Here is a 24,895-nt window from a genome sequence, read left to right on the forward strand (position 1 = left end):
CCTATTGCAAAAACAACGATTGATTGCTGCATTGTCACTGTTGCTTACGTTACTGTTGGCGTTCCCTTTAGCGAGCTTCGCGAAAGGATGGGACGACCCTTCTAAACCCGGATGGGGAGATGGTGATAAAGCCAAACACGGCTGGATCGTCAGCAAGATGAAGCATATGACTTTGGAAGAAAAAATTGGGCAGCTTTTCATCATCCATATGTATGGACAAACTCCGACAGACCCGGATTATGAGCAAACAAATCTCAACAACAACCGCGGAGCAAAGAACTTTGAAGAAGCCATCGAAAAGTACCATATCGGCGGAGTGATTTATTTTAACTGGACCGATAATATCGGCACCCCGGCTGATTTGGAACAGGTAAACGCCTTGTCTAATGGCCTGCAGGAAATTGCGATGGATCAGCGCATGCCGATTCCGTTATTTATTTCTACCGATCAGGAAGGCGGCATCGTTCAGCGCCTGACCAGTCCCGGGACCGTGTTCCCTGGCAATATGGCCTTGGGAGCCACCCGTTCCGCTGACCTGGCAGCAGACTCTGCCTCGATTATCGGTACAGAACTAAAAAGCCTTGGAGTCAATATGAACTTCGCTCCAGTGTTTGATGTCAACGTCAACCCAGCAAACCCGGTAATCGGTGTCCGGTCCTTTGCAGAAAATCCTGACCTTGTTTCCGAATTGGGCGTGGCACAATCGCAAGCTTATGAAGCGGAAAACGTCATTCCGACCGCCAAGCACTTTCCGGGCCATGGCGACACGGATGTCGATTCCCATTACGGACTTCCAATCATAAATCATGACCTGGAAACCTTACAGGAGGTGGACTTAAAACCGTTCCAGGCCGGAATCGATGCTGGGATTGATGCCATAATGACAGCTCACATCGTTGTCCCTGCGCTGGATGATTCCGGGTTGCCCGCTACGCTGTCGAAGCCGATACTGACCGATCTTTTGCGGGAACAAATGGGATTTGACGGTCTGATCGTCACCGATAGCCTTGGTATGTCGGGTGCTAATGTATTAGAACCGGAAGAAGTCCCGGTAGAAGCATTTAAAGCAGGGAACGATATCCTGTTGAATCCGCCTGATGTAGAACTGGCATACAATGCCATGCTGGAAGCAGTTAAAAGCGGTGAAATCAGCGAACAACGTGTCGATGAATCGGTTTATCGCATTTTAAAAGCGAAGATGGAAAAAGGCTTATTCGGTGATCCATTCACGGACGAGGATGCCATTGCCAACATCGGTACCGAGTCAAACTTGGCAAAAGCTGATGAAATCGCCGATAAGAGTATCACACTAGTAAAAAATGATGAGAATGTACTACCGCTTTCCCAAGATCAAAGCGTCTTCATCACGGGCCCATCAGCAGCAGAGCCGGAATATTTGGCAGAACAACTGCAGTCTAAGGGGTTTGATGTAACCGCATATGCGACAAACACTAGTCCGACACAGGCACAGATCACGGAAGCAAGCGAACAGGCAGCAGCAGCCGACACGGTCATCGCCACTACTTATACGGCCAACACCAATGCAGCCCAACAGCGACTGGTGGAAGCACTGATGGGTACCGGAAAGCCTGTGATTGCTTCTGCCATCCGAAATCCATACGACTTGATGGCTTTCCCTGAGGTGGATGGCTATCTTGCCACTTACGGCAATCAGGATGTTTCGGTTGAAGCGCTTGCCCGTGTAATTAGCGGGGAAGTTAATCCGCAGGGAAAACTGCCGGTCACGATTCCGGAGTTGTATGAGTATGGTCACTTTTTGAGCTATTAAGCAGTTAGGGCTGTCCCATTAGTCGAACATACTTAGGGGCAGCCCTTTTTATATAATTACCTTCCTCTTCGAATTGCTAATTCCTCTGCATATCAATACCCTTAATGGTTCAAGGGTTCTTTGTTCCTAAGCTGTTTACTAGTAATTCAAAACATAAGGCCAATAAATTATTACTGCTCCCAAAATAGTCAACACCCATAGACTAAAAGACGGCAGTCCGATGCTCAAAAGTTCCCTTTCTGAAAAGTAACCGAACGAATGACTTATTAAGTGAACTGGCGATTGGGTGATCAGGAAAAAACCAGGAATCCCAACCAAAAACACGACCATTGCAGTTAAAAACGGCGGATAACCTCCAAGGGTCTCCCCAATCTCTATCGCCAACGGAATCATGATGGTTAAAAACCCTAAGATATTGACAAAAATGATTCTCAGTATGGCTGTACATACAATTAGCAATAAGATCACCAAAAACGGAGATTGAAAGGAAATCAATGATATGAAAGAATCAGCAATCGAAGCAATCGTTCCTGTTTTGATCAACATGCCGGAAACCATAAGCGTGCTTGCAAAGAACAGCATCATATCCCAATTAACCGAATCCTTTGCTTGGTCCCATTTCCAGACGCCGATCCAAGGTGTCACCGTAAGAACCGCTCCCAACAATCCGACTAGCGGAATAGAGAATCCGTGTAAGGATTGTGTTATCCACAACAGCAAGGTAAGTCCCATGATAAACATTACTTTCTTTTCAGCCAGGCTTAACAAGCCTAACTCATCAAGCCCCTCTTCAATCAATTTCACCATCTTTTTCCGATCAATCTTTTCCGGTGGAAGCTTAAAGATAAAAAGCACCCATAGCAGAGTGGTAAAGAGAAGAACAGGCGGAACAAAATACAAGATCCAGGTTATGTAGTTTAGGTCAGCATGGACTGAAGTGAACAATTCAAACGTATATATGGTGGAGCTTGCTCCTGTGGCTACCAGTGCTCCGGAAATAGCTGTAAGGTAGCTGATACCGATGAACAACGCCTTCCCGAGGTTCTCAATCTTGTTGATTTTCCTTACATTTTTTAATAGCCGATCCAGTACAGAGGCTACCAGATTTCCTTTGCCGACATTCGAAGGAATAAGGATCGCTAGCACGAGCATTAGCAAGAAAGAAATCAGGAGCAAAGCCCGTCCTGAACCACCCGATACTTTTAAAACAGTAAGAGAAATCCGACTGGCAAGCCCTGTTTCGATAAAAGCACGGGAAATGATGAAAGTGGCAAATAGTAGCCAGACTACCTCCGAACTGAAATAAGCGAGCGTCTCTTCATAAGTAAAAAAATGAAATGACAGTAGTAACATAAATAACAAGGAGCTGTGTGCTAACGGAAATACTCTGCCAATCCACATCATTTGGATAATGATTAAAGCTGCGATCGCCTGGGTTTTGATATTCCAGTCAATAAGCGGGAGGAAAAAAACAAGGTAGAGAATCAATGATATAAGTAAGAGAGTCCTATTGTTCATAGCGTCCGCCCCCATCCCTTCGTTCATCGTTATGCAAAAGCAAAAGCCACCGGGATGGTGGCTTTCCTGCATAAATGGACTATTGAACCGTTCCTGCCGCTTGGATATAGTTCGCTGCTGTATTTCCGGATATTCTACCAAAAACCGCTCCCGACATCAGCCCTGAACCCCCAGGATAATTGCCATAGAAGATACCGCCAACCATTTCGCCTGCAGCAAACAAACCAGGAATCGGCTGTTCGTTTTCATCTAATACTTCAGCGTGCGGACTGACCTTAAGGCCTCCAAATGAAAAGGTTATACCGCAGGTAACAGGGAATGCATAGAACGGTCTCTTTTCAATCGGCAAAGCCCAATTAGACTTCGGAGGATTGATTCCCTGCGTTCCTTTATTGTCCTTAATGGTCGGGTTATAGTTCCCTTCCATCACGGAACAATTGTATTCCTCAATTGTTTGTAAAAACTGTTGCTTGTTCACCGGAAGCTGATCGACCAATTCTTCAAGTGTATCCGCCTGGTAATAAGTGGCCTCATCCAAATTATATTCTTTTCGAAGCATCGGCCTTACTTGCTGGTCATAAATCTGATAGGCAACATGTTCCGGCTGCTTGAGAATTTCCTTCCCATACTTGGCGTATGTATAGTTACGGAAGTCTGCTCCCTCATCAACAAACCGGTATCCATCTTGATTAACCATGATACTGAGTGGATAGGAATGCTTTTTAAAGATGTCCCCAGGCTTAGTAAAATCTCCTACTTTAGGAGCCTGGTAATCGGTACCGATGGCATGGCAGCCAGACCACTCACCGAACGGCCGGGCCCCTGCTGCCAAAGCCATCGCTAAACCATCCCCTGTGTTAAATTCAGTTCCCCGGACAATAGCTGCTTCCCATTCCTCCCCGATATACTTTTTACGCATTTCCTTATTAGCTTCAAAGCTGCCGCACGCTAATACAACAGCCGTCGCTTCTATCTCCAGGGTTTGTTCCGGTTTCTTTACAATAACAGAGGAAATGCGCCGATTCTCCATCTTTAAATCGGTGGCACGGGCTTCATAGAAAATATCTATCCCTATCTGTTCCGCCCGGGAAAATAAAGCAGCCATTAACCCCATCCCGATATTTTTTGTTTTGACCGGCAGTCCGCCCCAAAATTGATACTTTCCGTCTTTTTCAAATGACTGGTTACTATAATTCAGTTCAAATTCGACTCCTTGCTGCTTCGCCCAGCGGATAGTCTGGTATGAAAGCTTAACCAGCTGTTCCGCCAATTCCGGACTGCTTTTTCCCCCTGTCACCCTCATTAAATCCTGGTAATAATCCTCGGTTCCATACTTAGGCATCACAATTTTTTCCGCTTGTTCATCGGTTAATTCAGGTATAATTTTTCGGATATCATTCACATCATTGTAAGCAAAACGAATCGCACCGTCTGTGAAATACGAATTACCTCCGCGTTTATGTTTAGGCGCGCGTTCCAGCACCAGCACTTCTGCTCCAGATTCTCTGGCAGAGATAGCAGCACAAAGAGCGGCATTTCCCGCACCTACAACCACTACATCATAGCTTTTCATCTCGCTCCTCCTTCGATAACAAAATATTTTCCCCGTCAAGCTAGGAAGATTTATACATCTGATTTTCCGGCCTGCTTTGTCCTTTTCTTTTCATCCAGTGAACAGCCAACGGATATAGCAATGAAAGCATTGTCAAGGCAATCAACGCAATGCTGACACCGGAAGAAAAGAAGATGCCAAAGCTTCCATTAGATGATGAGAGAGCCATCCGGAAATTTTGCTCCATATCAGAGCCTACGATCAACGCCAAGACCAATGGAGCAATCGGAAAATCGAGCACTTTCATGAATAGCCCTATTACACCGAATAATAGCAAAAAGAAAAAATCAAACGTCGTATAGCTTAACGTGTACGTTCCGATAAAGGCAAGGACCACAATCATCGGATAAAGCACTTTTGGCGGGGTATCGAGAACTTTTACAAGCACCCCGACAAGCAAAATATTAATGATGACAAGCGCAATGTTCCCGATAAACATACTGTTGATTAACGCCCAGGCTGTTTCCGGCTGCTGATCAAATAATAACGGGCCAGGCCTTAATCCCAGCATGATCAAGGCACCGAGCATGACGGCAGTCGTCCCTGAACCCGGAATCCCCATCGTAAGGAGAGGTATCATTGCACCGACAGAAGCCGAATTATTCGCTGATTCAGGAGCTGCTAGTCCTTCAACTGCACCATTACCAAATTCGGAAGACCTTTTCGAGAGCTGCCTTTCGGTGGTATAACTGATCATCGAGGCAATGGAACCTCCAGCACCTGGCAGGACACCGATGATGAAGCCCAGTGGACCGCTCCGCAAAATTGGCCATTTCGCCCGGCGCCATTGCTCTTTTGAAAACCAAACCTTGCCTACCTTTTTCTTTTCCTGCCGTTGCTCATCTATCGATAGTAGATTATAAAGGACTTCCCCAATCGCATAGACACCGATTATTACGATGAGAAAGTCGATTCCTTCACTTAAATGGGAAGAACCGAGCGTAAATCGGTATATCCCCGTCTGTGTATCGATTCCCACCGTGCTAAGTGCCAGTCCTATCGTCATCGCTAAAAAACCTTTCACCATTTTCCCGATCGATAACGAAACAATTGCTGATAAGGTAAGCAGCATCAATAAAAAATACTCAGCCGGCCCGAATTCCAACGCAAAAGAGGCCAACGGCTCCGCGAGAAAAATGAAACCCACTACTGCGATCAAACCACCAATAAAGGATGCAATCGCGGAAATCGCCAGAGCCTGACCAGCCATGCCCTTCCTGGCCATTGGATAGCCGTCAAACGTAGCGGCAATAGCCGAGCCATCACCAGGCGTATTCAATAGAATCGAACTACGCGATCCACCATACATCGCTCCGTAATAAATGGCCGCCATTAAAATGATGGCACTAACAGGATTCATGCCAAACGTCATCGGAATCAATACTGCCACGGCTGTTGCAGGTCCGAGTCCGGGAAGCATACCGACAATGGTACCGAGGAAACCTCCTATGATGATCCAGACAATATTAATCGGTTGGATCGCTATCGAAAAACCTTCCATAAAGCTGTTAACATCCATGCTGCAATCACCTCCCTAAGGTAAGCTCACACCCAGCAGCTGACTAAATGCATACCATGTCAAAAAGGAAAAACTGACAGCGACAATGCAGTTAATCAACCACTTTTTCCGACCGTTTATGAAAAATAATAAACCGCCTAAGAAGAATGCAGTAGACAGTAAAAATCCAATTTGATCAAAAACAAGGGCATAGCAGCCACCTAAACCAATCGTTGCCGCAATCAATTTCGGTGTCCTGCCGGAAAACAACTGACGGATTTCTTTATTGTCTTTTGCTGCATGCTTTAACTCTTGAAACAAATACACCACGCTTAATAGCAGCATCAAAATGCTGATACCAGCAGGAAAATACAAGGGAGCATTCGGATTTCCGAGATTTGCTTTTGGCAGCTGTAGCGAGCTGATGAAGAACAAACCGCTGAACACAATCAGAAATATTGGCACCCCCAGTTTGATCCCTTTCATCATCACTATCGCCTCCCTTCTTCTATAAGAAGCCTGTCTATCGAAATGACAGGCTACCTTTTATATCTTCTCTATCACTTCCTTCTGCCCATTAGTTATCAAGCAAACCAGAATCATTTACTAAGCGTTGATACAAGTCATGCTGTTCCTGTAAAAATGCTTTTGTTTCCTCGCTATTTTTGTAAAAATCCTCCCAATCATTATTTTCGAGGACCTGCTGCCATTGTTCTGTTTGGACCATTTCTCCCAGTTTTGCATCCCAATAGGCAATCTCGTCCTCTGTCATATCAGGTGGTCCCATTACCCCTCTCCAGTGTGGGAAGACCATATCCACGCCTTCATCCTGCCAAGTCGGCACATCCTCAATGTCTTCAAGCGGTTCATCCGAAGAAACAGCCAATATTTTAAGCTTTCCAGCTATATGTTGATCCTTCACTTCTGACAGTGAGGTTGTCACTGCATCAACATGGCCTCCAAGCAATGCGGTTACGACATCTCCTCCCCCCTCGTAGACAAGGAAATTAAGCTCCGCTGGATTGATCCCGAATTCACTCGCTGCTTGTACAAGTGATAAGTGGTCATCATTCCCTAGTCCAGGGCCTACTCCTATTTTCACGGAACTCGGATCCTCTTTTGTAGCCTCTAGAAATTCGGACGCTGTTTTATAAGGAGAATCTGCAGGAACAGCAAGTGCCTGCCATTCGGTCGCAAGCGTGGCAATTGGTGTGAATTCTTCATATGTTAATTCACTTTGTTCCAGTAAATTATTGGTAAGCACAAGACTGGAATTGACAGCGAGTGAGTGGGAGTCTTTCGACTTTAAGTACTTCCAGCCGACTTCACCCCCACCGCCCGGCTTGTTGACGACATTGATATTTTTATCGACCAAGTCCTGTTCCGACAGCACCTTCTCCAGCGAACGGGCAGTCAAATCCCAACCTCCACCCGGCGAAGCAGGAGCGACCATCTCTATGTTTTTATTGGGATATCCATCATTTCCGGAAGCATTCCCCGAACATGCTGCTGTTATAAAAATTACGGACATAGTAAGAAGAACCTTGATAAATTTTTTCATGTAACTCCCTCCTAATACTTGATTTATCTGTATCCTACTAATACACCCTCTTTATGTAAACGTTTTCAAAATATTGTTTTTTAACAAATTAAAAAACATTTTGTGCATTAAATGCACAAAATGCGAAAAAAGTGCTTCCCTGCTAACTCTTTTTTATTTTGTGGTAGAATACCGTCGCTCGGGACGTCCGACAATTCCATACATTTGTTCAACAACTGCTTCATTTTTGCCCACTAAATATTCCAAATACCTTCTTGCAGTTGTCCGTGAAGCACCAATCTTTTCAGCTGCCTGCTCGGAAGTGATCCCGTTTTGTTCGATGGAAAGTATTTCTTTTACCTTTTCCAGCGTACGATAATCGATGCCGGTTGGGAGGGTGGCCGTACTTTTTTGCTCGTTTTTGGAACCAAACACTTCCTGCAGTAGTTCTTCATCGACTTCCTTTGTCGATTGGATTATTTCTTTTTTCTTTTTATATTTTTGCATCGATTGTTGAAATTGTTCCATTGTTACCGGTTTGATCAAATAATCCTGTACCCCATAGCTTAACGATTTTTCCAAATATGCTTTGTCTGTTGCAGCCGTAATCATCATGATGTCTATCATCGGATAGCTTTCCCGTATACGATGAAGTAAGTCTGTTCCTAACTGATCTGGCATGTAAACATCCAGTAGAATCAAGTCGACAGCATACTCACTGAGTAGTTGCAACGTTTCCTTGGCATTAACAGCTTTACCGACCAGTTTCATGCCCGGTACTTTTTCCAGAAATGCTTCATGGATTTGTGCTACCCGAAAATCATCCTCCGCAATGATCACCTGTAACATCCTTCATCCCCCTACCCTCTTGTTATTTTCATGAATTAGCTTCGGAATAACCACCGTAAATACTGTACCCATACCAGGACTGCTATTTACTTCAATCGCTCCATTTTGTGAATAAACCTCCTCTTTCACATTTGCCAGACCATCCCCCCTGTTTGTGCCCTTTCTTGAATAACCTCGATCAAATATTTGGTGTTCAGCCCCTTTGTCCAATCCAGTTCCGTTGTCAGCTATTTCAAATATAATATCATTTCCTAAATCAGTGACAAAGAATGAAACCTCTGGAGAATCACACTCCCTCACTGCATCAAATGCATTGTTGATAAGATTTCCCAATATCACAATCAACGGTGATAATGGAATATGCTCTGGCAGAGGGGCTAGTGAACTTCCCTCTTCTACTTTAAAGCTAATCTTTTTTTCGGATGCCTTTGCAAATTTACCCAATAATATAGCCTGTACTTTTTCATCGCGAATCTGTGAAAAAAACATTTCTGAGACCTGTTCCTGTAAATTCGCCTCATTCTGAATCAATTCAATCGCTTCCTGCCTTTTACCCAGTTGGATAAATCCTAGAATAGCATGTAGCTTACCTGTAAATTCATGTGCCTGGGCACGGAGATCCTCGGAATACTGCCTGACCTCTGAAAGAGCATCCACCATCTTTTTTATCTCAGTTTTATCTCGGAAGCTTGCAACAGTTCCCGTCTTTCGTCCATTCTCCATTAATGGTCTTGTATTAACAATGATGATTTTATCCTTGTATTCCAGTTCCTTATTGATCGTTTTTTTCAGTGACTGGATCCTCTTGATTAATTCCTGAGAAGGGATAACATCCATGATGTTCTTTTCAATTACCTCTTCTCTTCGAATATCCAGCAAATCTTTCGCAGCCACATTCATCGTTGTAATTACTCCTTGATGATCTATCGCAACAATGCCTTCTTTGACAGACTGCAAGACGGCTTCCCGCTCTCTATATAAAGCCGAAATCTCAAACGGCTCCAATCCCAATGTATCTTTACGGATGCTTTTGGCCAACAGAAAGCTTCCGGCAATACCCAGCAGAAAAACCAATCCGGCAGCAAGTACAATTTTAGAAATATCGGACAAAATCTCGTTGTGGATCGCTTTCATTGGAAAATCCACCGTGACAACGCCCTCAACCTTTTTATAATCGTCGTAATCGATTGTAACCGGTGCAACTCCCTTTAAGACCTCGCCTTCTTCATTTCCTGTTTCAAAAACGTAACTGCTCCCGAAAACAATCGCCTGATATAAATCTTTTTCGGAAGCGGTTACATTTTCCTCGATAGCAACTGTTTCATCCTTTGCCGTCCCTATAACCCGTCCTGTACGATCCATTATAGTAATAATCGATGCACCGGCCTCTTCTCTGATTTGTTCTGTCAACTGCTTCATTTCTTCCAAAGTAGCTCCAGAGCGGAAGGCATCCTGAACACCAGGCATGTACGAAATCGTTTTAGCCGTTTGCAAAGCCAAGCTTTCCGCATTGGCTACATCTTCCCGGGATTCCATATAGCCTACCATAAAGGTAATCAGACTAATGACAAGTAATAGAAGGGTTCCTACCAAACCCAGAATTTTGATATGGAGTGAGACTTGCAATCGGTTTCTCATGGATACCCCCTGTTTTTACTTTTAGTAGGATAACTTTGTTTCCCCTATTAAATCATAATTCTCTCCTATTCTCACCAAGACTTCGGCACTATTTTACATAAACTGTGCTTTTTCTTTGAAGAAGTAGTTTGAAGAAGAAGAAGAAGGGGAACTTCTAAGTAACTTCGAGAAGCGTTCTATATAAGAAACACTTCTACTATATCGAAACAAAAAAGGGAGAGGACAACAGATGAAAAAGTGGCTGTTGATTGTTTGTGCCGGCTTGCTGGCTGTGCTGTCTGCCTGCAGCTCCGGAAGCGCTGACAATACAAACGCAGAAGGAAAAGTAGAGCTTGATTTTTGGACATTTTGGGGATCGGAGACAAGGCGCCCGATGATCGAAAAACTGATTGAGGACTTCAACAATTCCCAGGATGAAATAGTAGTCAAACATACATATGTACCGTGGGGAGATATTTGGACGAAAAACCTGGCAGCGATTGCTGCAGGGGATCCGCCTGATGTTATTGTCAATGATATCAGAACGGTAAAAATCAGAGCCTCTAACAACCAGGTAGAGGATATGAGTAAATGGGTCGATGACGATTTAAAAGACAGTTTCTATCCGCATCTATGGGATGCCGTGACATACAAGGACAAAGCATATGCCCTGCCTTTCACTACTGATACTAGAATGCTTTTTTATAACAAGGATGCTTTTCGTGAAGCAGGACTTGATCCGGAAAAACCACCCCGCACTTGGGAAGAACTCAAAGAATACTCCGACAAACTCACCGTCAAAAATGCTGACGGCGGATACGAACAAGTCGGTTATTACCCGAACTGGGGAAACTTCACCACCCATGATTGGATGATTAATGCCGACGACGGAAAAGGCTTGATGGAAGGCGGAGAACCGACCATCAACACCCCTGCTAAAAAAGAAGCCATCCAATGGATGTACGATTGGAAACAGGAACTTGGTTCTGAGGCCGTCCAAAATATGAAAGCGGAATTCGGCAATGAACAGCAGGATCCGTTTATATCCGGAAAGGTTGCGATGTGGGCAGAAATCGGTACGTTCTATAAGCAACTAGAGGAGTTCGGCGGCGACCTGGATTACGGGGTAGCGACGATGCCTGCTTATAACGAAGATACAAAACCATGGAGTACTGGCGGAGGATTTGTCATGGAAATACCGAAAGGCGCCAAAAACCCGGAAGCTTCCATGAAATTCATTAAATACTTAACGGATGTCGAAGCACAAACCTACTGGGGTGAAAATAACTTCGACAACATTGCCAATAAAGAAGCTACAAAACAAATCACGGAGAACCTGGATGGCAAAGGGGCCGAGATTTTCCAAAAATCGATGGAAAGCCTGGAATACACGTACTTGTCGATTACTCCACCAGAGTATCCGGAATACGAAAATCTGGTCAATCCGCTTATCGACGATGCGCTCAATGGAAAAATTTCCGTTGAGGAAGCACTCGATCAAGCACAAAAAGATGTAGAAAATTCCGAGCAATAGCTTGAACATTAGGAAAAGCGGCAGCGGCACCGCTTTTCCGTTCATCTTTCTGTAATAGCTCCTTCCCGGAGATTTCATCAAGAATGGCATATGATTCATCACTTCACAGGTATGGAGGCGAGAAAGTTGAGTGGAATAAAAGAGCATAATGTTGCAATCAGTACTACACAGCAAAAATCGGTACATAAAAGCAAGAGCCGCAATATCTCGGGAAGAAAACCGAAGATCAGCAAATTGTCGCTGAAAGAAAATATTTGGGGCTATATCTTTATTGCTCCCTGGATTATCGGTTTTCTCGGGCTTACTCTTGGCCCCCTGCTGTTCTCATTAGTAACCAGTTTCACCGATTATAATGTTACCTCCCAGATGAATTTTACCGGCTTCGACAATTACAAGCGGATGTTTACCATGGATCCATTATTTTGGACCTCCCTGTATAATACCGTCTATTTTGTGGTATTCTCTGTTCCATTGACCACGGCCGGCGCTGTCATTGTTGCCATGCTGCTTAACCAAAAAATGAAGGGCATTAAAATTTTTCGTACGATTTATTATTTACCCGCTGTTTTATCTGGAGTCGCCGTCTACTTTTTGTGGATGCAGCTACTCAGCCCATCTACAGGTCTGGTCAATACAGTCCTTGCCTGGTTTGGCATTGATGGACCTGCCTGGTTGTTTGAACCGGAATGGACCAAACCAGCGCTCGTCATGATGAAAATGTGGAGTGTTGGCGGCGGCATGCTGCTTTATCTGGCAGTCATGCAAGGCGTGCCAAAAGCGATGTATGAGGCCGCAGAATTGGATGGAGCCGGATCAATCCGCAAGTTTTTCCATATTACACTACCCATGATTACACCGATCATTTTCTTCGATATGGTGACATCGACAATCGGTGCCTTTCAAATTTTCCAGGAAGCTTATGTCATGACCGACAGCGGCGAAGGCGGTCCTTCCAATTCCTTGTTATTCTACAATCTTCATATGTGGAACAACGCATTTGAAATTTTCAATATGGGATATGCGTCAGCAATGGCCTGGGTGCTATTTATCATTGTCATGATTCTGACCTTCCTTCATTTCAAATTGAGTAAGAAGTGGGTTTACTATGAAAGCGGGGATCAAAAGTGAGCAATTCCATGATTGGCAGCAAGAAAAAACGGATAACCAAGAAAACGTTGATCTATCTGATTTTAATCGGCGGCAGCCTGATTATCCTGTCTCCAGTATGGTGGATGATCGCGACTTCTTTGAAAACACCACAGGAAATCGCCCAGTACCCGCCAAGCTTTTGGCCGGACAGTTTCCGGTTCAGTAACTATCTGGAAGCATGGCAGACAGCCCCTTTTACCCGCTGGACATTGAATACCCTGCTTATCTCGGGTCTTTCAACGATAGGCAGTGTATTTGCCAATGCGTTTATTGCTTATGGCTTTGCCGTCATAAAATTCAAGGGGAAGAATTTGTTGTTTGGTATCGTCATGGCAACAATGCTGATCCCCGGCTTTGTCACATTGGTTCCGCAGTATATCATTTTCGCTAAAATCGGCTGGGTAAACACATACCTTCCACTGATCGTGCCGTCTTTTCTGGGCAGCGCATTTTTTATTTTCCTGATCAGGCAATTCATGCGGACCATCCCGAAAGATATGGTGGAAGCAGCAAAAATGGATGGCGCCAACCATTTTCAAATTTGGTGGAGGATCATGCTGCCACAAATTAAACCAGCGTTAATTACCGTAGCCATTTTCTCCTTCAATGGCTCCTGGAATGATTTGCTTGGTCCGCTGCTCTACCTGAATGATGAAAATCTGTACACCCTGCAAATTGGACTGCAAACATTTAAAGGAACGGTTTCCACCCAGTGGAACTACTTAATGGCGATGTCTACCACCGTTCTTTTGCCGATCATTCTATTGTTCTTTTATTTTCAACGCTACTTTATCGAAGGCTCGAATCTTACCGGCGGGCAGAAGTTCTAAAACTAACGTCAAGATTCTATGTTTCTAGCAGATTTCGAAAGATAATAGACAATTATAAAGACGTCCCGCGATATGGGACGTTTTTTTGTTATGTTTGATGTATGGTTTACAAAAGCTAAGGTGAGCTATCAAAAAGCACTCCCCTAGTGCTGGGAATACCCAAAAAAATCAAGAATGATATGACGACAATTTTAGCGGCACAGTAAAAGCCGGGACAAAAGCATGGCCACTGAAGAAAAAACCGAACGAATTCTAAATGCTTATGAATTCGCTCGGTTTTTAGTTGTATATTCTCGTTTTATCCTGTCGTTTGATGTGTGCTTCTCATCGCTACGGAAATAGGCATAACAAAAAACACACCAGAAGAAAAATTATTTCTATCTAACGGAGGCAAGGTACACAGACTCCAGCGGGATGAGCGCGAGCTGAAGATCCACTTGACTTTAGTTAAAACGAACATCTGCAGCAGGAAAATAAGGGAAGTATATCGCCAACAGATAAGATGCAGAGATGAATATGATGAAGTATAACAGGAATATGGTATCTAACCAGGAGAACCCCATTTTGTAATAAAAAGTCCGGTTCGCTGATCCCTGAAAACTTTTTGCCTCCATGGCCACCGCAAGACGATGGGCCCTTCGAATACTTTGAGAAAGCAGCGGAATCGAGTAAAGACGGAATTTTTCAATAAAACCCCCAAACCCGGTCCCGTATTGTAATCCCCGTACTTTCAATGCATGTCGCCGATTTTGCATCTCTTCAACCATGATAGGGATCAACTGAACTGCTGCCATAAAACTGTATGCATATTTCGGCCTTAACTTCAGTTGCTGCATCAAGGAATAAAACAAATACACCGGTCTCGTTGTCAGCGCAAAAACTACCCCCAACACGGCAAATATAAGTCCACGTACACCGATATGGAGCCCTCTAAAAAAGCTTTCTTCCGTAATATGAACCAAACCCCACTCAAACCACGTTTCCTCCCCTTTTCCGAAAAAAATCATCGAGGTGGAAGAAGTCAAAAACAGGATGATAAATGGAACAGAAATAAGTAACAGCCGCTTACATGGATGTCCTGTAAAGCATAGATAAAGTACTAGTACAGCCAACATATAATTAATGATAAAATTTAGATTATGGATAAAGAGTACCTGGATACAAAGCAGGAAAACTAACACCAGTTTAAAACTTGGATTGATTTTATGAAGCCAGGTTTCTTTATAGGAAAATTCCCATAGCATTTATTCTCTCTCCTTATTACAAGACATAGGAAGGATAAATGTCGGTATATTCTTGTGCAGCAACATCTTTCGTCATCCTGCCATTTTCTATATACCAGCATCTACTGGCAAAATTCCTTACAATTTGCCCGTCATGGGTTGCCATCACGATAGTAGTACCTTCTCTTCGTAACCGCTCTAACTCTTCCAATATTGCAAATGTGTTGACTGCATCTTGACCAAACGTAGGCTCATCCAAAAGCAAAATCGGCTGGTTTTGGGCTAGTGCTACTGCGACACTCAATCTTCGCTTTTGCCCCATGGAAAGTTGATAAGGATGTTGGGTTTTATAAGTATCTAAATGAAATAACTGCAGCAAATGGTAAACCCGGTGATCAATCTTTCCTGCATCCCAACCTAGTATCCGCAATGTATAAGCTAACTCGTCGTAAACGGAATTCGTTACAAATTGTAATTCGGGATTCTGGAAAACAAATGACACAAAATCGGAAAGACGTTTTATTTTCTTTGTATTCTTTCCAAAGACATGATAGGAGCCGCTCGTTTTTATTAAATCCATCAAGGATTGAAGCAGGGTCGTTTTTCCAGCTCCATTTTCACCCAATACCGCTATCCATTCACCGGAATAAATGTCGGCATGATCTACTTCGACTCTTTTGTTCTTGCCCCTGAACCCGGAAAATTGATTCAATGAAAGGACTGGTATTTTCCTGATATTAGAGATATCCGGCTTGCTGGGGCGACTGCCTTGCAGATAATCGTCCCATATCCCTGAGTACCATATCCCTTGTTTGTAAAGAGTCTGTTTATACTGTTGAAAAATAACATCCTTTGGACCATCCCCAAGGAGTTCACCTTGCGCATTAAAAAGAACGACACGATCAACATAATCAACCACTTCATCTATTTTGTGCTCTACAATGATCACCGTTTTATCTGTTCCTATATCCTTAATTGTTTTCCAAACCTGGCTGGTTCCATCCGGGTCAAGCAACGCGGTTGGTTCGTCTAAAAATAGCACTTCCGGCTGAAGAGCCAGTATCGAAGCAATTGCTAATCGCTGCTTCATCCCACCAGAAAGTGTTTGGATATTAGTATGAATCGAATCAAGTTTCAGGCCGACTTGATGTAAATAATAATGTATTTGATCATTCATCTGGGCTTGCGGGATTTTTAAGTTTTCAAGAACGAACGCAATTTCCTCATCTACATAAGGCATACAAAATTGTGTATCTGGATCTTGAAATAAAAAACCCCAGCTTTCCGGTATCGTCCATTGATCTGCTTTTACCGGTACATCAATGGATTTGGGAATCAATCCAGCGAGTACTTGCAAAAGCGTAGATTTACCAGCACCGGATGGGCCTAACAACAGTACTTTTTCTCCCTGTTCAAAAGAAATCGAAAAATCTTTTAACAGCATAGAATCATTCCCTGGAAACTTCAAACGCAAGTTTTTCACACTGGAAACAGTAGTCATGGCCATCCACCTTTCTACTCCAAGGCCTTATAATCTTCTATTGAGGCTTGGCGAACCAAGCTGGTAACCCCTGTTTTTTCCAACGCTTGGACAATTGTGTAACCGACCATACCAGCGATAATAACGGAACTGAGTAATCGGAAGCCGACCATCAACAAGAAATTCCATAGCGCCAAATCATTGATATAACCGTAAAAATAATCAATACCAAGCGAAGCAAATCCTGAGGCAATACCTGCTAGACATACAACGAACAAGTCGTAACGCTTGTAACGAAAGACAGCAAAGATTAGTTCCGCAGCTAATCCCTGGCCAATACCAAATAATAGGGTGGATATTCCCCATTCCCCACCAAAAATAAATTCACCATGAGCAGCCGCCACCTCAGCAAGCAAAGCTACACCTGGTTTTCGAATAATCAGAAACGCAACTATGGCTGCAATAAACCACATACCATAAATCAGCTGTTCTACTTGGAGACCAAAGGTGGAGAGCACCCCATATAAAGGTCCCCATAATTTATAAATGATCCCGAAAATAATTGCGACAATAATCGTTACCAACAAATCTGTCAATTTCAACCCTTTACTCATGATTAAGTCCTTCCTCCTATTAATAAAATTTTTTTTTGCACAAAAAAACCACTTTCTTTACCAGCGCAAAGAAAGTGGTTGTATTGGATATATCATGAAGCACACAAGTCTATATGTATCCGCTACTCCACTTCCCTCCGCTGGTATCAACCAGATCAGGTTCCAAGGGTCTTAAAGTTTCACTTTAATCTCAACCTTTCTTCCATAGATGCCATCATCTATTTCAAGGTACCCCTAGTGGACAAACAACTTATTCTATTTTGTATCGTTATCTTAACACATAATGAACAGGTATTGTCAATGAAATAATGAATCCGTTCTTCGCTTTTTCAATCCTTATCCAAATCCGTATCAAACAAAGATTTCTTTGTGTCCTCTGGTTCTTCTAGGCGGTCCATATCGAAATGGCGACCGACATTTGATTTGTTGATTCCGTTTTTCACCGCTGTTTCAATGACAACATAGAGAATAAACAACGATATTACATAGGTAATAATAGCAACGAGTCCCATACATAATCCCTCCTAACCATCTATCCCCACTATAAGACAAAAGCGGAAACAAGAAAAGGTAACCGAGGCTCTGCGGTTACCTTTTCCCTATCTATAACGTTACCCGATCCGAGTATTTTTCAATCAACTGCTGGTTATGCTCATCAGCGCCTTCTATGTTACCGCTTAAAAAGACAGGCGGCTGAAAGCCATCCTCCGACATCCGTTTAATAGCTTCCGCAAATAATCCATTAATAATAGCAGCTCCAATCACCGTTGAGCTCGGTGCGAAATTCACTTGTACCTCCGGGTGGCTAAGCAGTGCATCTCCAACCGGAGCATGATTATCAATCACAAAATCCACCGCATCAAACAAATGCTTGCCACTTGTATGGCGTGATGGCTGGCTTTGTGAATACTGTATCGAGGTGATTCCGATGACAAAGGCGCCTTTCTCTTTGGCAATCCCCGCAACGTCAACGGGTACCGGATTGCGTCCAGAGGTAGACAACACCACCATGATATCTCCTTGGCGGATGTCCTGCTCCTCCATGAACTTTGCTGCATAGTCATTCTTTCTTTCCAACGTAGAAGAACGGACTGCTCCTTCGTGCAGCATCAACGGTTCATGAAGGATCGGATGCACGGGGACTAGTCCACCTGCACGATAATAAACCTCTTCCGTCAAAATATGCGAATGGCCACACCCAAACAAGTGGATCACTCCATCGTTCTGCAGCGAGGCAGAAATTTTTTCAGCAGCCTCGCGCAAAGCTGTAAACTCTTTTTCTTCGATTACTTGTAACAGAGAATGAACCTTTTCAAAGTAATTGGCTAACATCCAAACCCTCCCTAGTTTTGTTCTGTCTCCTGTTTAGCCGCTTCTATTAATTGAACCATGTTTTTTAAGGCGATATCAATTATATAAATCCCCTTATCCTCTGTCGCCAGGGTGGCATCCCCTAATACAGCGGTTTCCGTGAATTCCTCCCAAGGGGTAGGCGTGACATCTGCACTCAACGGAATATCAGGAATATCATTGATCGCCTTCTCCATTTCTACCAGTTCCGGGGCAAGATACAACATATAGGAAGTCTCTATTTCACAGGCATGGAAATAGGTGCCATGGGAGGACGGTGTTTCCCTCACTTCTTCTGCCGCCTTATTCATGCCCGGATAAAATAAATACAACACTTTCATTTTCGGGCATGTTTCATACAATTCACGAGCAGCTTCTTTCAAAGCTGTTCCATTGCCCAAATGGCCGTTCACCATGGCAAAGACCTTAATACCCTGTCGATAAAGGCTTTCGCCGATATCGTTAATATAGCTGATCAGGGAACGATTGCTGACGGTGATGCTACCAGGAAATTGACGCAGACTCCATACTTGTCCATACGGCAACGTTGGCAAAACCAAGCCATTTACCACTTCAGCAAGCTTGTCCGACAGCCGTTCAGCCAAAAAGTTATCGGTTCCGAGCGGCAAATGCGGACCATGCGCTTCCACTGCTCCAACCGGAAGAATCGCAATTTTGGAACGCTCGATTTCTTCTTTAATGTTATAGGAGTTTTGATATTGAAACTTCACAACAGCACCCCTTCTCTAGTTTTTGAATGTGAAACACCGTGCGGGATTTTCCACGAAAAATTTGGTGATCAGTTTCTCTCCGTCAAATCCGAGACTGTCTGCCTCTGTTTTGAAGCGGGGAACCCACTTGGCGATGATATTTTCCAATCCAAGTCCGTAATCATAGTGTTTATAATAAGACTTTCTGGCAGTGTCTCCGCTGACTAAAATTTGGTCCTCATAGCCTTTGCGGACCAGTTCCAAAATACAGTGGATCCGGGTGCTTTCTGGTGCATATTTAATTTTGGAAATACCATCAAACGAAAGAAACGCACCAGTTTTCGCCACTTGTTCGTGATAAAAAGGGTCCGGATTGCGATCCATATGCCCGAAGCTGACATATTCCAGGTTAATTCCTTCTTCCTTAAGCAGTTCGATTTGTTCGAGTACCATTGTGCCTGCTTCCGTGTGTGTGTGAATCGGGGCTTTCGTTTCATGATGTGCCCTCGCAACCGCCCGCAAAGTTTTTTCCTCTAATGGAGTGATCCGGTTATAACCCGTTCCAAACTTCACCTGCCCGCCTCTCCATTTTGTCCCTTCCAATCCTTGTTCCACTTCCTGAATGACGAAATCTGCAAGCTGATTAACCGTTTTATCTTTAATCCATTGATGATAAGTTTCGTAGTCACCGACAAGTTTTTTCAAATTGTCCCGCATTGGTGCATCCCATAAAAAGCTTTTGTTAAAACCGGCTGTTCCGATGATGGTGATCCCGGTCTCTTCGGATATTTGCTGTACGGCGTCTACATCCCTGCCATAATCCACTGCGGTGGCATCGACAATCGTTCGGCCGCCGTGCTTTTTAAAATCCAACACATCGAATTGCGATTTTTCCTTGTCGTCCAACAAAAGATCATCCGCCCCCTGTTCCACCCAGTAAGGCGGACGGCAGACAATGTGCTCATGTGAATAGGTAAAACCCAATTGATCAGGAGAAACATCCCCCGCAAAGGTACGTACAAAACTCATTTTATCCCCTCCAGAGTAAGTGGAAAAAGGGCAAGACTGCTGCCCTTTTTCTCCTTTGTATTTTCGTTAGAACAGTAATTGCGCAAGAAACCGGATGATTGGACCAAGTATGAACATGTCAGAATCGGCAGCCCACATAGCTGTATCCGGTATTGTATCTGCCAAAAGCATTTTCACCGTGATATATTGTCCCCAGGCGACGACCGTGGAGGTGATAAATCCGGCCATCAAAGCACCGCGGACACCACCAGTTACATTACCAAACACACCTGCAGTCGCTGAATGGAAAAACAAGACGATCATGGTCGGGACAAAAATGTATCCCACTGTGTTTCCAAGTACAAACAGCCATAGCAAGGCTCCGGCGAATGATCCTAAGAATCCAAGAATAACGGCGTTCGGTGCATAAGGGAAGACAACCGGACTGTCCAGCGCTGGTTTCGCCCCCGGCACTATTTTAGTCGCGATTCCTTTAAAGGCTGGAACCATTTCCCCGATAAACATACGGACCCCCATTAAAACAACTGCGATACCGGCAGTGAACGTAAACGACTGTACGATGGCATAAATAACGAAATTTTGACTGCCTGCACTTGCTACAAGTTCTTCTGCGCCTGGTGTGTCCTTAAAGGAAATAATGACCGCACCGACCAGGAATAGCAAGCCCATGGTCAAAGCTGTGATGACATTCGAATCCCGAAGAAATTCCAAACCTTTTGGAAGTTTGATTTTTTCCGAATCATTGTCTTTGTTACCGAGCACCTTACCTGCCAGTGCTCCAAGCAAAGCAACAGATGCGGACGTATGACCTAAAGCGATGTTGTCGTTTCCCGTGATTTTTCTCATAAACGGCTGTGTCAAAGCTGGCTGTACCGTCCAATAAATCCCCATGATAACAGCAAGGAACATAACCAGTTTACCAAAGGAAACATCTCCGACCGTATGCACGACAATCCCGGCAAAAATGGTCGTCGTCCAAAACATCATATGACCGGTTAAGTAAATGTATTTTAATTTAGTAAACCTTGCCAGTAAAACGTTGATCAGAAAACCAATCGTCATGGCCAGCGTTACGGCGCTGCCGTACTCGGCGTTAAAGGCATTCTGGCCCATAAATTCACCAAGTGGCTGTTCCGATAAATTAAAAACTTCTTTCCATAGCGGTTCAAATACCGTCAAGGCGCTGACGATGATGTCAGAACCGGCACTGATGATCAAAAATCCGATAATTGCTTTGAACGTTCCGCTTACCCGCTGACTTGCTGTCTTATCCTGTAACAGTAAACCGACCAGCACGATAAACCCTAATAAAATCGCAGGTGTTCCAAAGACGTTGTCGGCTATCCAATAAATGACTTCCACCTTGTTTCCCCCTTCGTCTGCTTGCTATTTTGTTTTTTAAGCTTTTATGCCTTGGCTATATGCTCGTCAATCGCCTGGTTGATCTCATCCATATCAAAGTAGTTATTAACGATGATCAGCTTGGCACTATGTCCTTCCAATCCTTCTGCCAGTTCATTGCTTGTGATAATATAATCGGCGCTCATGCTTGATGCCGAAGATACATCCATATGTTCGACATCAGCCCGGATTCCTTTCTCACTGAGTGCCTGCTCCACATTCATCTTCAAAATCAAGCTTGTTCCCTGTCCTAGTCCGCAAACTGATAGTACTTTAATCATTTGCCTTCCCCCGTTTCAATGATTGTTTTTATATCGCGGTAACTTGCTGCCGTTCTTAACTGGTTAACGTTTTCTTCCTTGTTGAGAAGCACCGTCAGCTTCTTTAATAAATCGACATGTTCTTCACTTGATGAAGCCCCAAGTCCGAAAATCAATTGGACAGGGTCATTGGAAGAATGTCCAAATGTGATCGGATCCTTCAACTGCAACAGGGAGACAGATGCTTCCTTCACCCCGTCTTCTGGCCTTGCATGGGGAATGGCTATGTGTGGCGCAAGGACGAAATATGGTCCATTTTCTTGAAAAGACTGCACCATCGCATCGATATACACGTCCTCCACCGTCTCCGCATCTGCCAGTAAAACCCCCGCCTGTTTAATGGCATCTTCAGCATCCGCAGCTTTTGCCCCGACTTTCACTAATCCCTCTTCTAAAAATTTCATGATCAAACTCCTTATCTTGATGAGTAGGTTGTAATGATTTTGCAGATTTGCTCCTTGTTTTTTGCATCCAGTATTGCACGTTTGTCATGGGAAAACATATTGGTTAACTGAGCCAAAGCTTTTAGATGCTTTTCGTTATTTTCCGGAGCCAAAACTATGAAGATTCTGACTTTTTTGCCCAGCATCTCTACTGGTTGCCGCACATGCAATAAACTGATTCCCAACTGATTGACACCGTCTTCCGCACGACCATGAGGCATCGCGATAAAAGGAGAAATCACAACATACGGACCTTGCTTCTCAATATTGTCTACCATCGAATCGATATAACCTGCTGTGATGTGCCCCTTTTCCAAAAGTGGGCTGGCTGCCAATTCGACTGCTTGTTGCCAGCTCCCCACGTTCGCTGCAAACAGAATATGATCCTCGTTGATTAACTCCGTCAAAGCAGGTTTCAATCTGGCTTCAGCTGTCACAGCGGGATGGTAAAGATACTTCCGCAATTCCTGCTTTAGCTGCCCTACTTCCCTTATTTCTGCATAACGTTTCACAATGTCCATAAGGGTATCTACCGAGTATGGTTGATAACCGTTATTATCTGTGAACAACGCATTTACCTGCTTTAGGAGGGTTTCCTTGTCATGGTTATCGAGCAGTGGATTGACTAAGCAAACAGGGACTCCTCGATCCGGCAAGGGTACCGTCGAGACGATAAAATCAACTGCTAGTTCCATCTCGCGATATTCACGTAACGAAGCAATACCGGTAATATCCACTTCAGAAAACAACCCTTCGAGCTGACTCTGTAGTAAACGAGAAGTCCCGAGACCATTGGTGCAAACAATCAGCATTTTTCTGCGTGTCTGGATGGACAGTCCTTCTTTATGCAGCCATCCGCTAAAATGAATCGCAATATAGGCAATCTCGCTTTGGTTGATTTTTTTCCCGACAAAACGCTCGAAATGATAGATGACCTTTTTGGTTAATTGATAGATTTCCGGGAAGTTGTCTTCCACTGAGTCAAAAGCCAATTCCCCCATATCTATGCCATACTTGATTCGGTAATACGCAGGCTTTAAGTGTAAAAGTAAGTTGGTCTCCATCCCTGTCCGATCTGTAAAAGAAACCACTGCAACCAGTTGGAAATCCTCGATCATCTCTTTAACTACTTCACGCAATCCGATAATTTCCTCGTTTTCATCCTCGAGACTTGGGTAATAGTTCACTTTCGAACCCAATAAATGCTTGGCAAAGTAATATCCTTCTGTTGCTGGTATCTCTGCATGCCATGTGTTCTCCACTTCGGTTATAAAGTCTTTTGCCGCGTTCCATTCACCGGTTTGTTCGATGACAGTCTGTTCTACCGGATCGATATCCACGTATTGCTTTTGCTTGATCCGCTGCAAAAACAAGTAAAAACGAATGACAAGAATATTGAGGACTTCATCCGTGAACTGAATACCCAAACGCTGCTCACACCGGCTCAATTCGCGATAAATTCGTTTTAATTCCGTCTGGTCAAAAATCATATAGTTGCTGTCTTCTTCTTTATCCGCTTCAAAAGCCTGGTCATGAATCAAAGAATACCAGCCTTGCTGCGGTTTGATCATGGCAATATAGTTGATCAGCGCTCTCCTGATATCGGTCTCCTTGCCGACAACCTGATACCCGAGCTTCCTCCGGGAAGTAAGCTTCAGTCGATAGCTATCGAGTTCTTCCCGCAAACTTTTCAAATCCTCCAGGACTGTGTTCCTGCTAACTCTGGTAATCGCTATCAAATCTTTTAGAAACAGAGGCTTGGCACTGGCCAGAAAGTAAGTGACCAGCCACGCCTTTCTTTCTTCAGGCGACAGCTCATAATAATAAACCGGGAACACGAGCAGCTTGCGCATGATTTCCCGTTTCGCCTGCTTTTCCAAGTACAAACCCGCAGCTCTTATTTGCTGTATTTCACTTATTTTGTTTTCCTTCAACCAAAAATTGATCTTATCCAAGTCGTTATAGACCGTCCTTCTCGAAACATTGAATTGCTCGGCAAGTTTTTCCACTGGAATATATAGCTCACTATGAACAATTTGAGTTAACATGGCAGTACTGCGCTTATCCAAACTCATTGTTTTCCCCCCTTGGGCAAAACTTAATTTATCGGCCTTAGTCTAACTATATGCCAAGCCCCCTGGAATCAAAAGACCAAATCATTCACAGACTTTTGTGCAAAACCAAATGGTTGGTATTACCAACCAAAAAAAACTCGCCGAATGGCGAGTTAGAATGTTTACACATTGTCACACAGGGGTCTTCTTTTCACTAAAAAAATATGTGACTATCTTATCGAGTTATTTGATGAAACTTCAAACGTTCATAAAAAGAATTGAAGTAATTAAGATGATAAAAAGAGGTTAATGCTCTCAAAGTGAGTTGAAGAGGT

Annotated in this window: 22 protein-coding genes and 1 riboswitch; of the genes, 4 read left to right on the forward strand and 18 right to left on the reverse strand. The window is 43.8% G+C overall.

Going from position 1 to position 24,895, the window contains the following annotated elements:
* Positions 1 to 4 precede the first annotated feature (4 nt).
* On the forward strand, positions 5 to 1,789 hold the full coding sequence (locus ERJ70_RS15950; RefSeq protein ID WP_209365772.1) for a glycoside hydrolase family 3 protein: 1,785 nt from the start codon (positions 5 to 7) through the stop codon (positions 1,787 to 1,789).
* A 138-nt stretch (positions 1,790 to 1,927) separates the two neighbouring features.
* Here ERJ70_RS15950 and ERJ70_RS15955 read toward each other — a convergent pair whose 3' ends face one another.
* The 7 genes from ERJ70_RS15955 to ERJ70_RS15985 form a co-directional block, all read right to left on the reverse strand.
* Positions 1,928 to 3,307: an SLC13 family permease gene (locus tag ERJ70_RS15955; protein ID WP_209365773.1), complete on the reverse strand. Its 1,380-nt coding sequence runs from the start codon at positions 3,305 to 3,307 to the stop codon at positions 1,928 to 1,930.
* Between the two features lie 79 nt (positions 3,308 to 3,386).
* Entirely contained in the window at positions 3,387 to 4,880 is a 1,494-nt protein-coding gene (gene tcuA / locus ERJ70_RS15960; RefSeq protein ID WP_209365774.1) for an FAD-dependent tricarballylate dehydrogenase TcuA, read from the reverse strand.
* Between the two features lie 40 nt (positions 4,881 to 4,920).
* Positions 4,921 to 6,438: a tripartite tricarboxylate transporter permease gene (locus tag ERJ70_RS15965; protein ID WP_209365775.1), complete on the reverse strand. Its 1,518-nt coding sequence runs from the start codon at positions 6,436 to 6,438 to the stop codon at positions 4,921 to 4,923.
* Positions 6,439 to 6,453: 15 nt separating this feature from the next.
* Positions 6,454 to 6,906 (reverse strand): tripartite tricarboxylate transporter TctB family protein, encoded by a 453-nt coding sequence (locus tag ERJ70_RS15970; RefSeq protein WP_245208032.1) that lies wholly within the window; start codon positions 6,904 to 6,906, stop codon positions 6,454 to 6,456.
* Positions 6,907 to 6,994: 88 nt separating this feature from the next.
* Positions 6,995 to 7,978 carry a tripartite tricarboxylate transporter substrate binding protein gene (locus tag ERJ70_RS15975; protein WP_209365776.1) on the reverse strand — a complete coding sequence of 328 codons (984 nt, stop codon included), beginning with the start codon at positions 7,976 to 7,978 and terminating at the stop codon, positions 6,995 to 6,997.
* Between the two features lie 153 nt (positions 7,979 to 8,131).
* The gene (locus ERJ70_RS15980) at positions 8,132 to 8,806 is read right to left on the reverse strand and encodes a response regulator (protein WP_209365777.1); all 675 of its coding nucleotides are present in this window, start codon (positions 8,804 to 8,806) and stop codon (positions 8,132 to 8,134) included.
* Positions 8,807 to 8,809: 3 nt separating this feature from the next.
* Positions 8,810 to 10,444 carry an ATP-binding protein gene (locus ERJ70_RS15985; protein ID WP_209365778.1) on the reverse strand — a complete coding sequence of 545 codons (1,635 nt, stop codon included), beginning with the start codon at positions 10,442 to 10,444 and terminating at the stop codon, positions 8,810 to 8,812.
* A gap of 229 nt (positions 10,445 to 10,673) precedes the next feature.
* Here ERJ70_RS15985 and ERJ70_RS15990 point away from each other — a divergent pair, with 229 nt between their 5' ends.
* From ERJ70_RS15990 to ERJ70_RS16000, 3 genes are all read left to right on the forward strand, one after another.
* Positions 10,674 to 11,957: an ABC transporter substrate-binding protein gene (locus ERJ70_RS15990; RefSeq protein WP_209365779.1), complete on the forward strand. Its 1,284-nt coding sequence runs from the start codon at positions 10,674 to 10,676 to the stop codon at positions 11,955 to 11,957.
* Between the two features lie 234 nt (positions 11,958 to 12,191).
* A complete protein-coding gene (locus ERJ70_RS15995; protein ID WP_309507472.1) occupies positions 12,192 to 13,085 on the forward strand; it encodes a carbohydrate ABC transporter permease in 894 nt (297 codons plus the stop codon).
* An 8-nt stretch (positions 13,086 to 13,093) separates the two neighbouring features.
* Entirely contained in the window at positions 13,094 to 13,936 is an 843-nt protein-coding gene (locus ERJ70_RS16000) for a carbohydrate ABC transporter permease (protein ID WP_209369452.1), read from the forward strand.
* Positions 13,937 to 14,379: 443 nt separating this feature from the next.
* Here the strand turns inward: ERJ70_RS16000 and ERJ70_RS16005 are convergent, their stop codons facing one another.
* The 11 genes from ERJ70_RS16005 to ERJ70_RS16055 all read right to left on the reverse strand — a co-directional run bounded on the left by ERJ70_RS16005 (position 14,380) and on the right by ERJ70_RS16055 (position 24,581).
* Positions 14,380 to 15,180 carry an energy-coupling factor transporter transmembrane component T family protein gene (locus ERJ70_RS16005; protein WP_209365780.1) on the reverse strand — a complete coding sequence of 267 codons (801 nt, stop codon included), beginning with the start codon at positions 15,178 to 15,180 and terminating at the stop codon, positions 14,380 to 14,382.
* 16 nt (positions 15,181 to 15,196) lie between these two features.
* Positions 15,197 to 16,660, reverse strand: coding sequence for an ABC transporter ATP-binding protein (locus tag ERJ70_RS16010; RefSeq protein ID WP_209365781.1), 1,464 nt, complete (start codon positions 16,658 to 16,660; stop codon positions 15,197 to 15,199).
* Between the two features lie 14 nt (positions 16,661 to 16,674).
* Positions 16,675 to 17,253, reverse strand: a complete 579-nt coding sequence (locus ERJ70_RS16015; protein ID WP_209365782.1) for an ECF transporter S component — start codon at positions 17,251 to 17,253, stop codon at positions 16,675 to 16,677.
* A gap of 115 nt (positions 17,254 to 17,368) precedes the next feature.
* Positions 17,369 to 17,499, reverse strand: a riboswitch (TPP riboswitch).
* Positions 17,500 to 17,582: 83 nt separating this feature from the next.
* Positions 17,583 to 17,765: a hypothetical protein gene (locus tag ERJ70_RS16020; RefSeq protein WP_209365783.1), complete on the reverse strand. Its 183-nt coding sequence runs from the start codon at positions 17,763 to 17,765 to the stop codon at positions 17,583 to 17,585.
* Positions 17,766 to 17,856: 91 nt separating this feature from the next.
* Positions 17,857 to 18,585, reverse strand: coding sequence for an SIS domain-containing protein (locus tag ERJ70_RS16025; protein ID WP_209365784.1), 729 nt, complete (start codon positions 18,583 to 18,585; stop codon positions 17,857 to 17,859).
* A gap of 11 nt (positions 18,586 to 18,596) precedes the next feature.
* A complete protein-coding gene (locus ERJ70_RS16030; RefSeq protein ID WP_209365785.1) occupies positions 18,597 to 19,334 on the reverse strand; it encodes a creatininase family protein in 738 nt (245 codons plus the stop codon).
* A gap of 15 nt (positions 19,335 to 19,349) precedes the next feature.
* Positions 19,350 to 20,342, reverse strand: a complete 993-nt coding sequence (locus ERJ70_RS16035) for a phosphotriesterase family protein (RefSeq protein ID WP_209365786.1) — start codon at positions 20,340 to 20,342, stop codon at positions 19,350 to 19,352.
* Between the two features lie 66 nt (positions 20,343 to 20,408).
* A complete protein-coding gene (gene ulaA / locus ERJ70_RS16040) occupies positions 20,409 to 21,704 on the reverse strand; it encodes a PTS ascorbate transporter subunit IIC (protein WP_209365787.1) in 1,296 nt (431 codons plus the stop codon).
* Positions 21,705 to 21,748: 44 nt separating this feature from the next.
* Positions 21,749 to 22,021 (reverse strand): PTS sugar transporter subunit IIB, encoded by a 273-nt coding sequence (locus ERJ70_RS16045; RefSeq protein ID WP_209369454.1) that lies wholly within the window; start codon positions 22,019 to 22,021, stop codon positions 21,749 to 21,751.
* Positions 22,021 to 22,467: a PTS sugar transporter subunit IIA gene (locus ERJ70_RS16050; RefSeq protein WP_209365788.1), complete on the reverse strand. Its 447-nt coding sequence runs from the start codon at positions 22,465 to 22,467 to the stop codon at positions 22,021 to 22,023. Before ERJ70_RS16050 ends, ERJ70_RS16045 begins: the two co-directional genes overlap by 1 nt.
* Positions 22,468 to 22,478: 11 nt before the next feature.
* Positions 22,479 to 24,581: a BglG family transcription antiterminator gene (locus tag ERJ70_RS16055; protein WP_209365789.1), complete on the reverse strand. Its 2,103-nt coding sequence runs from the start codon at positions 24,579 to 24,581 to the stop codon at positions 22,479 to 22,481.
* Between the last annotated feature and the right edge of the window lie 314 nt (positions 24,582 to 24,895).

This window comes from Sediminibacillus dalangtanensis (assembly GCF_017792025.1).
GTDB classification, from domain to species: Bacteria; Bacillota; Bacilli; order Bacillales; family Amphibacillaceae; genus Sediminibacillus; species Sediminibacillus dalangtanensis.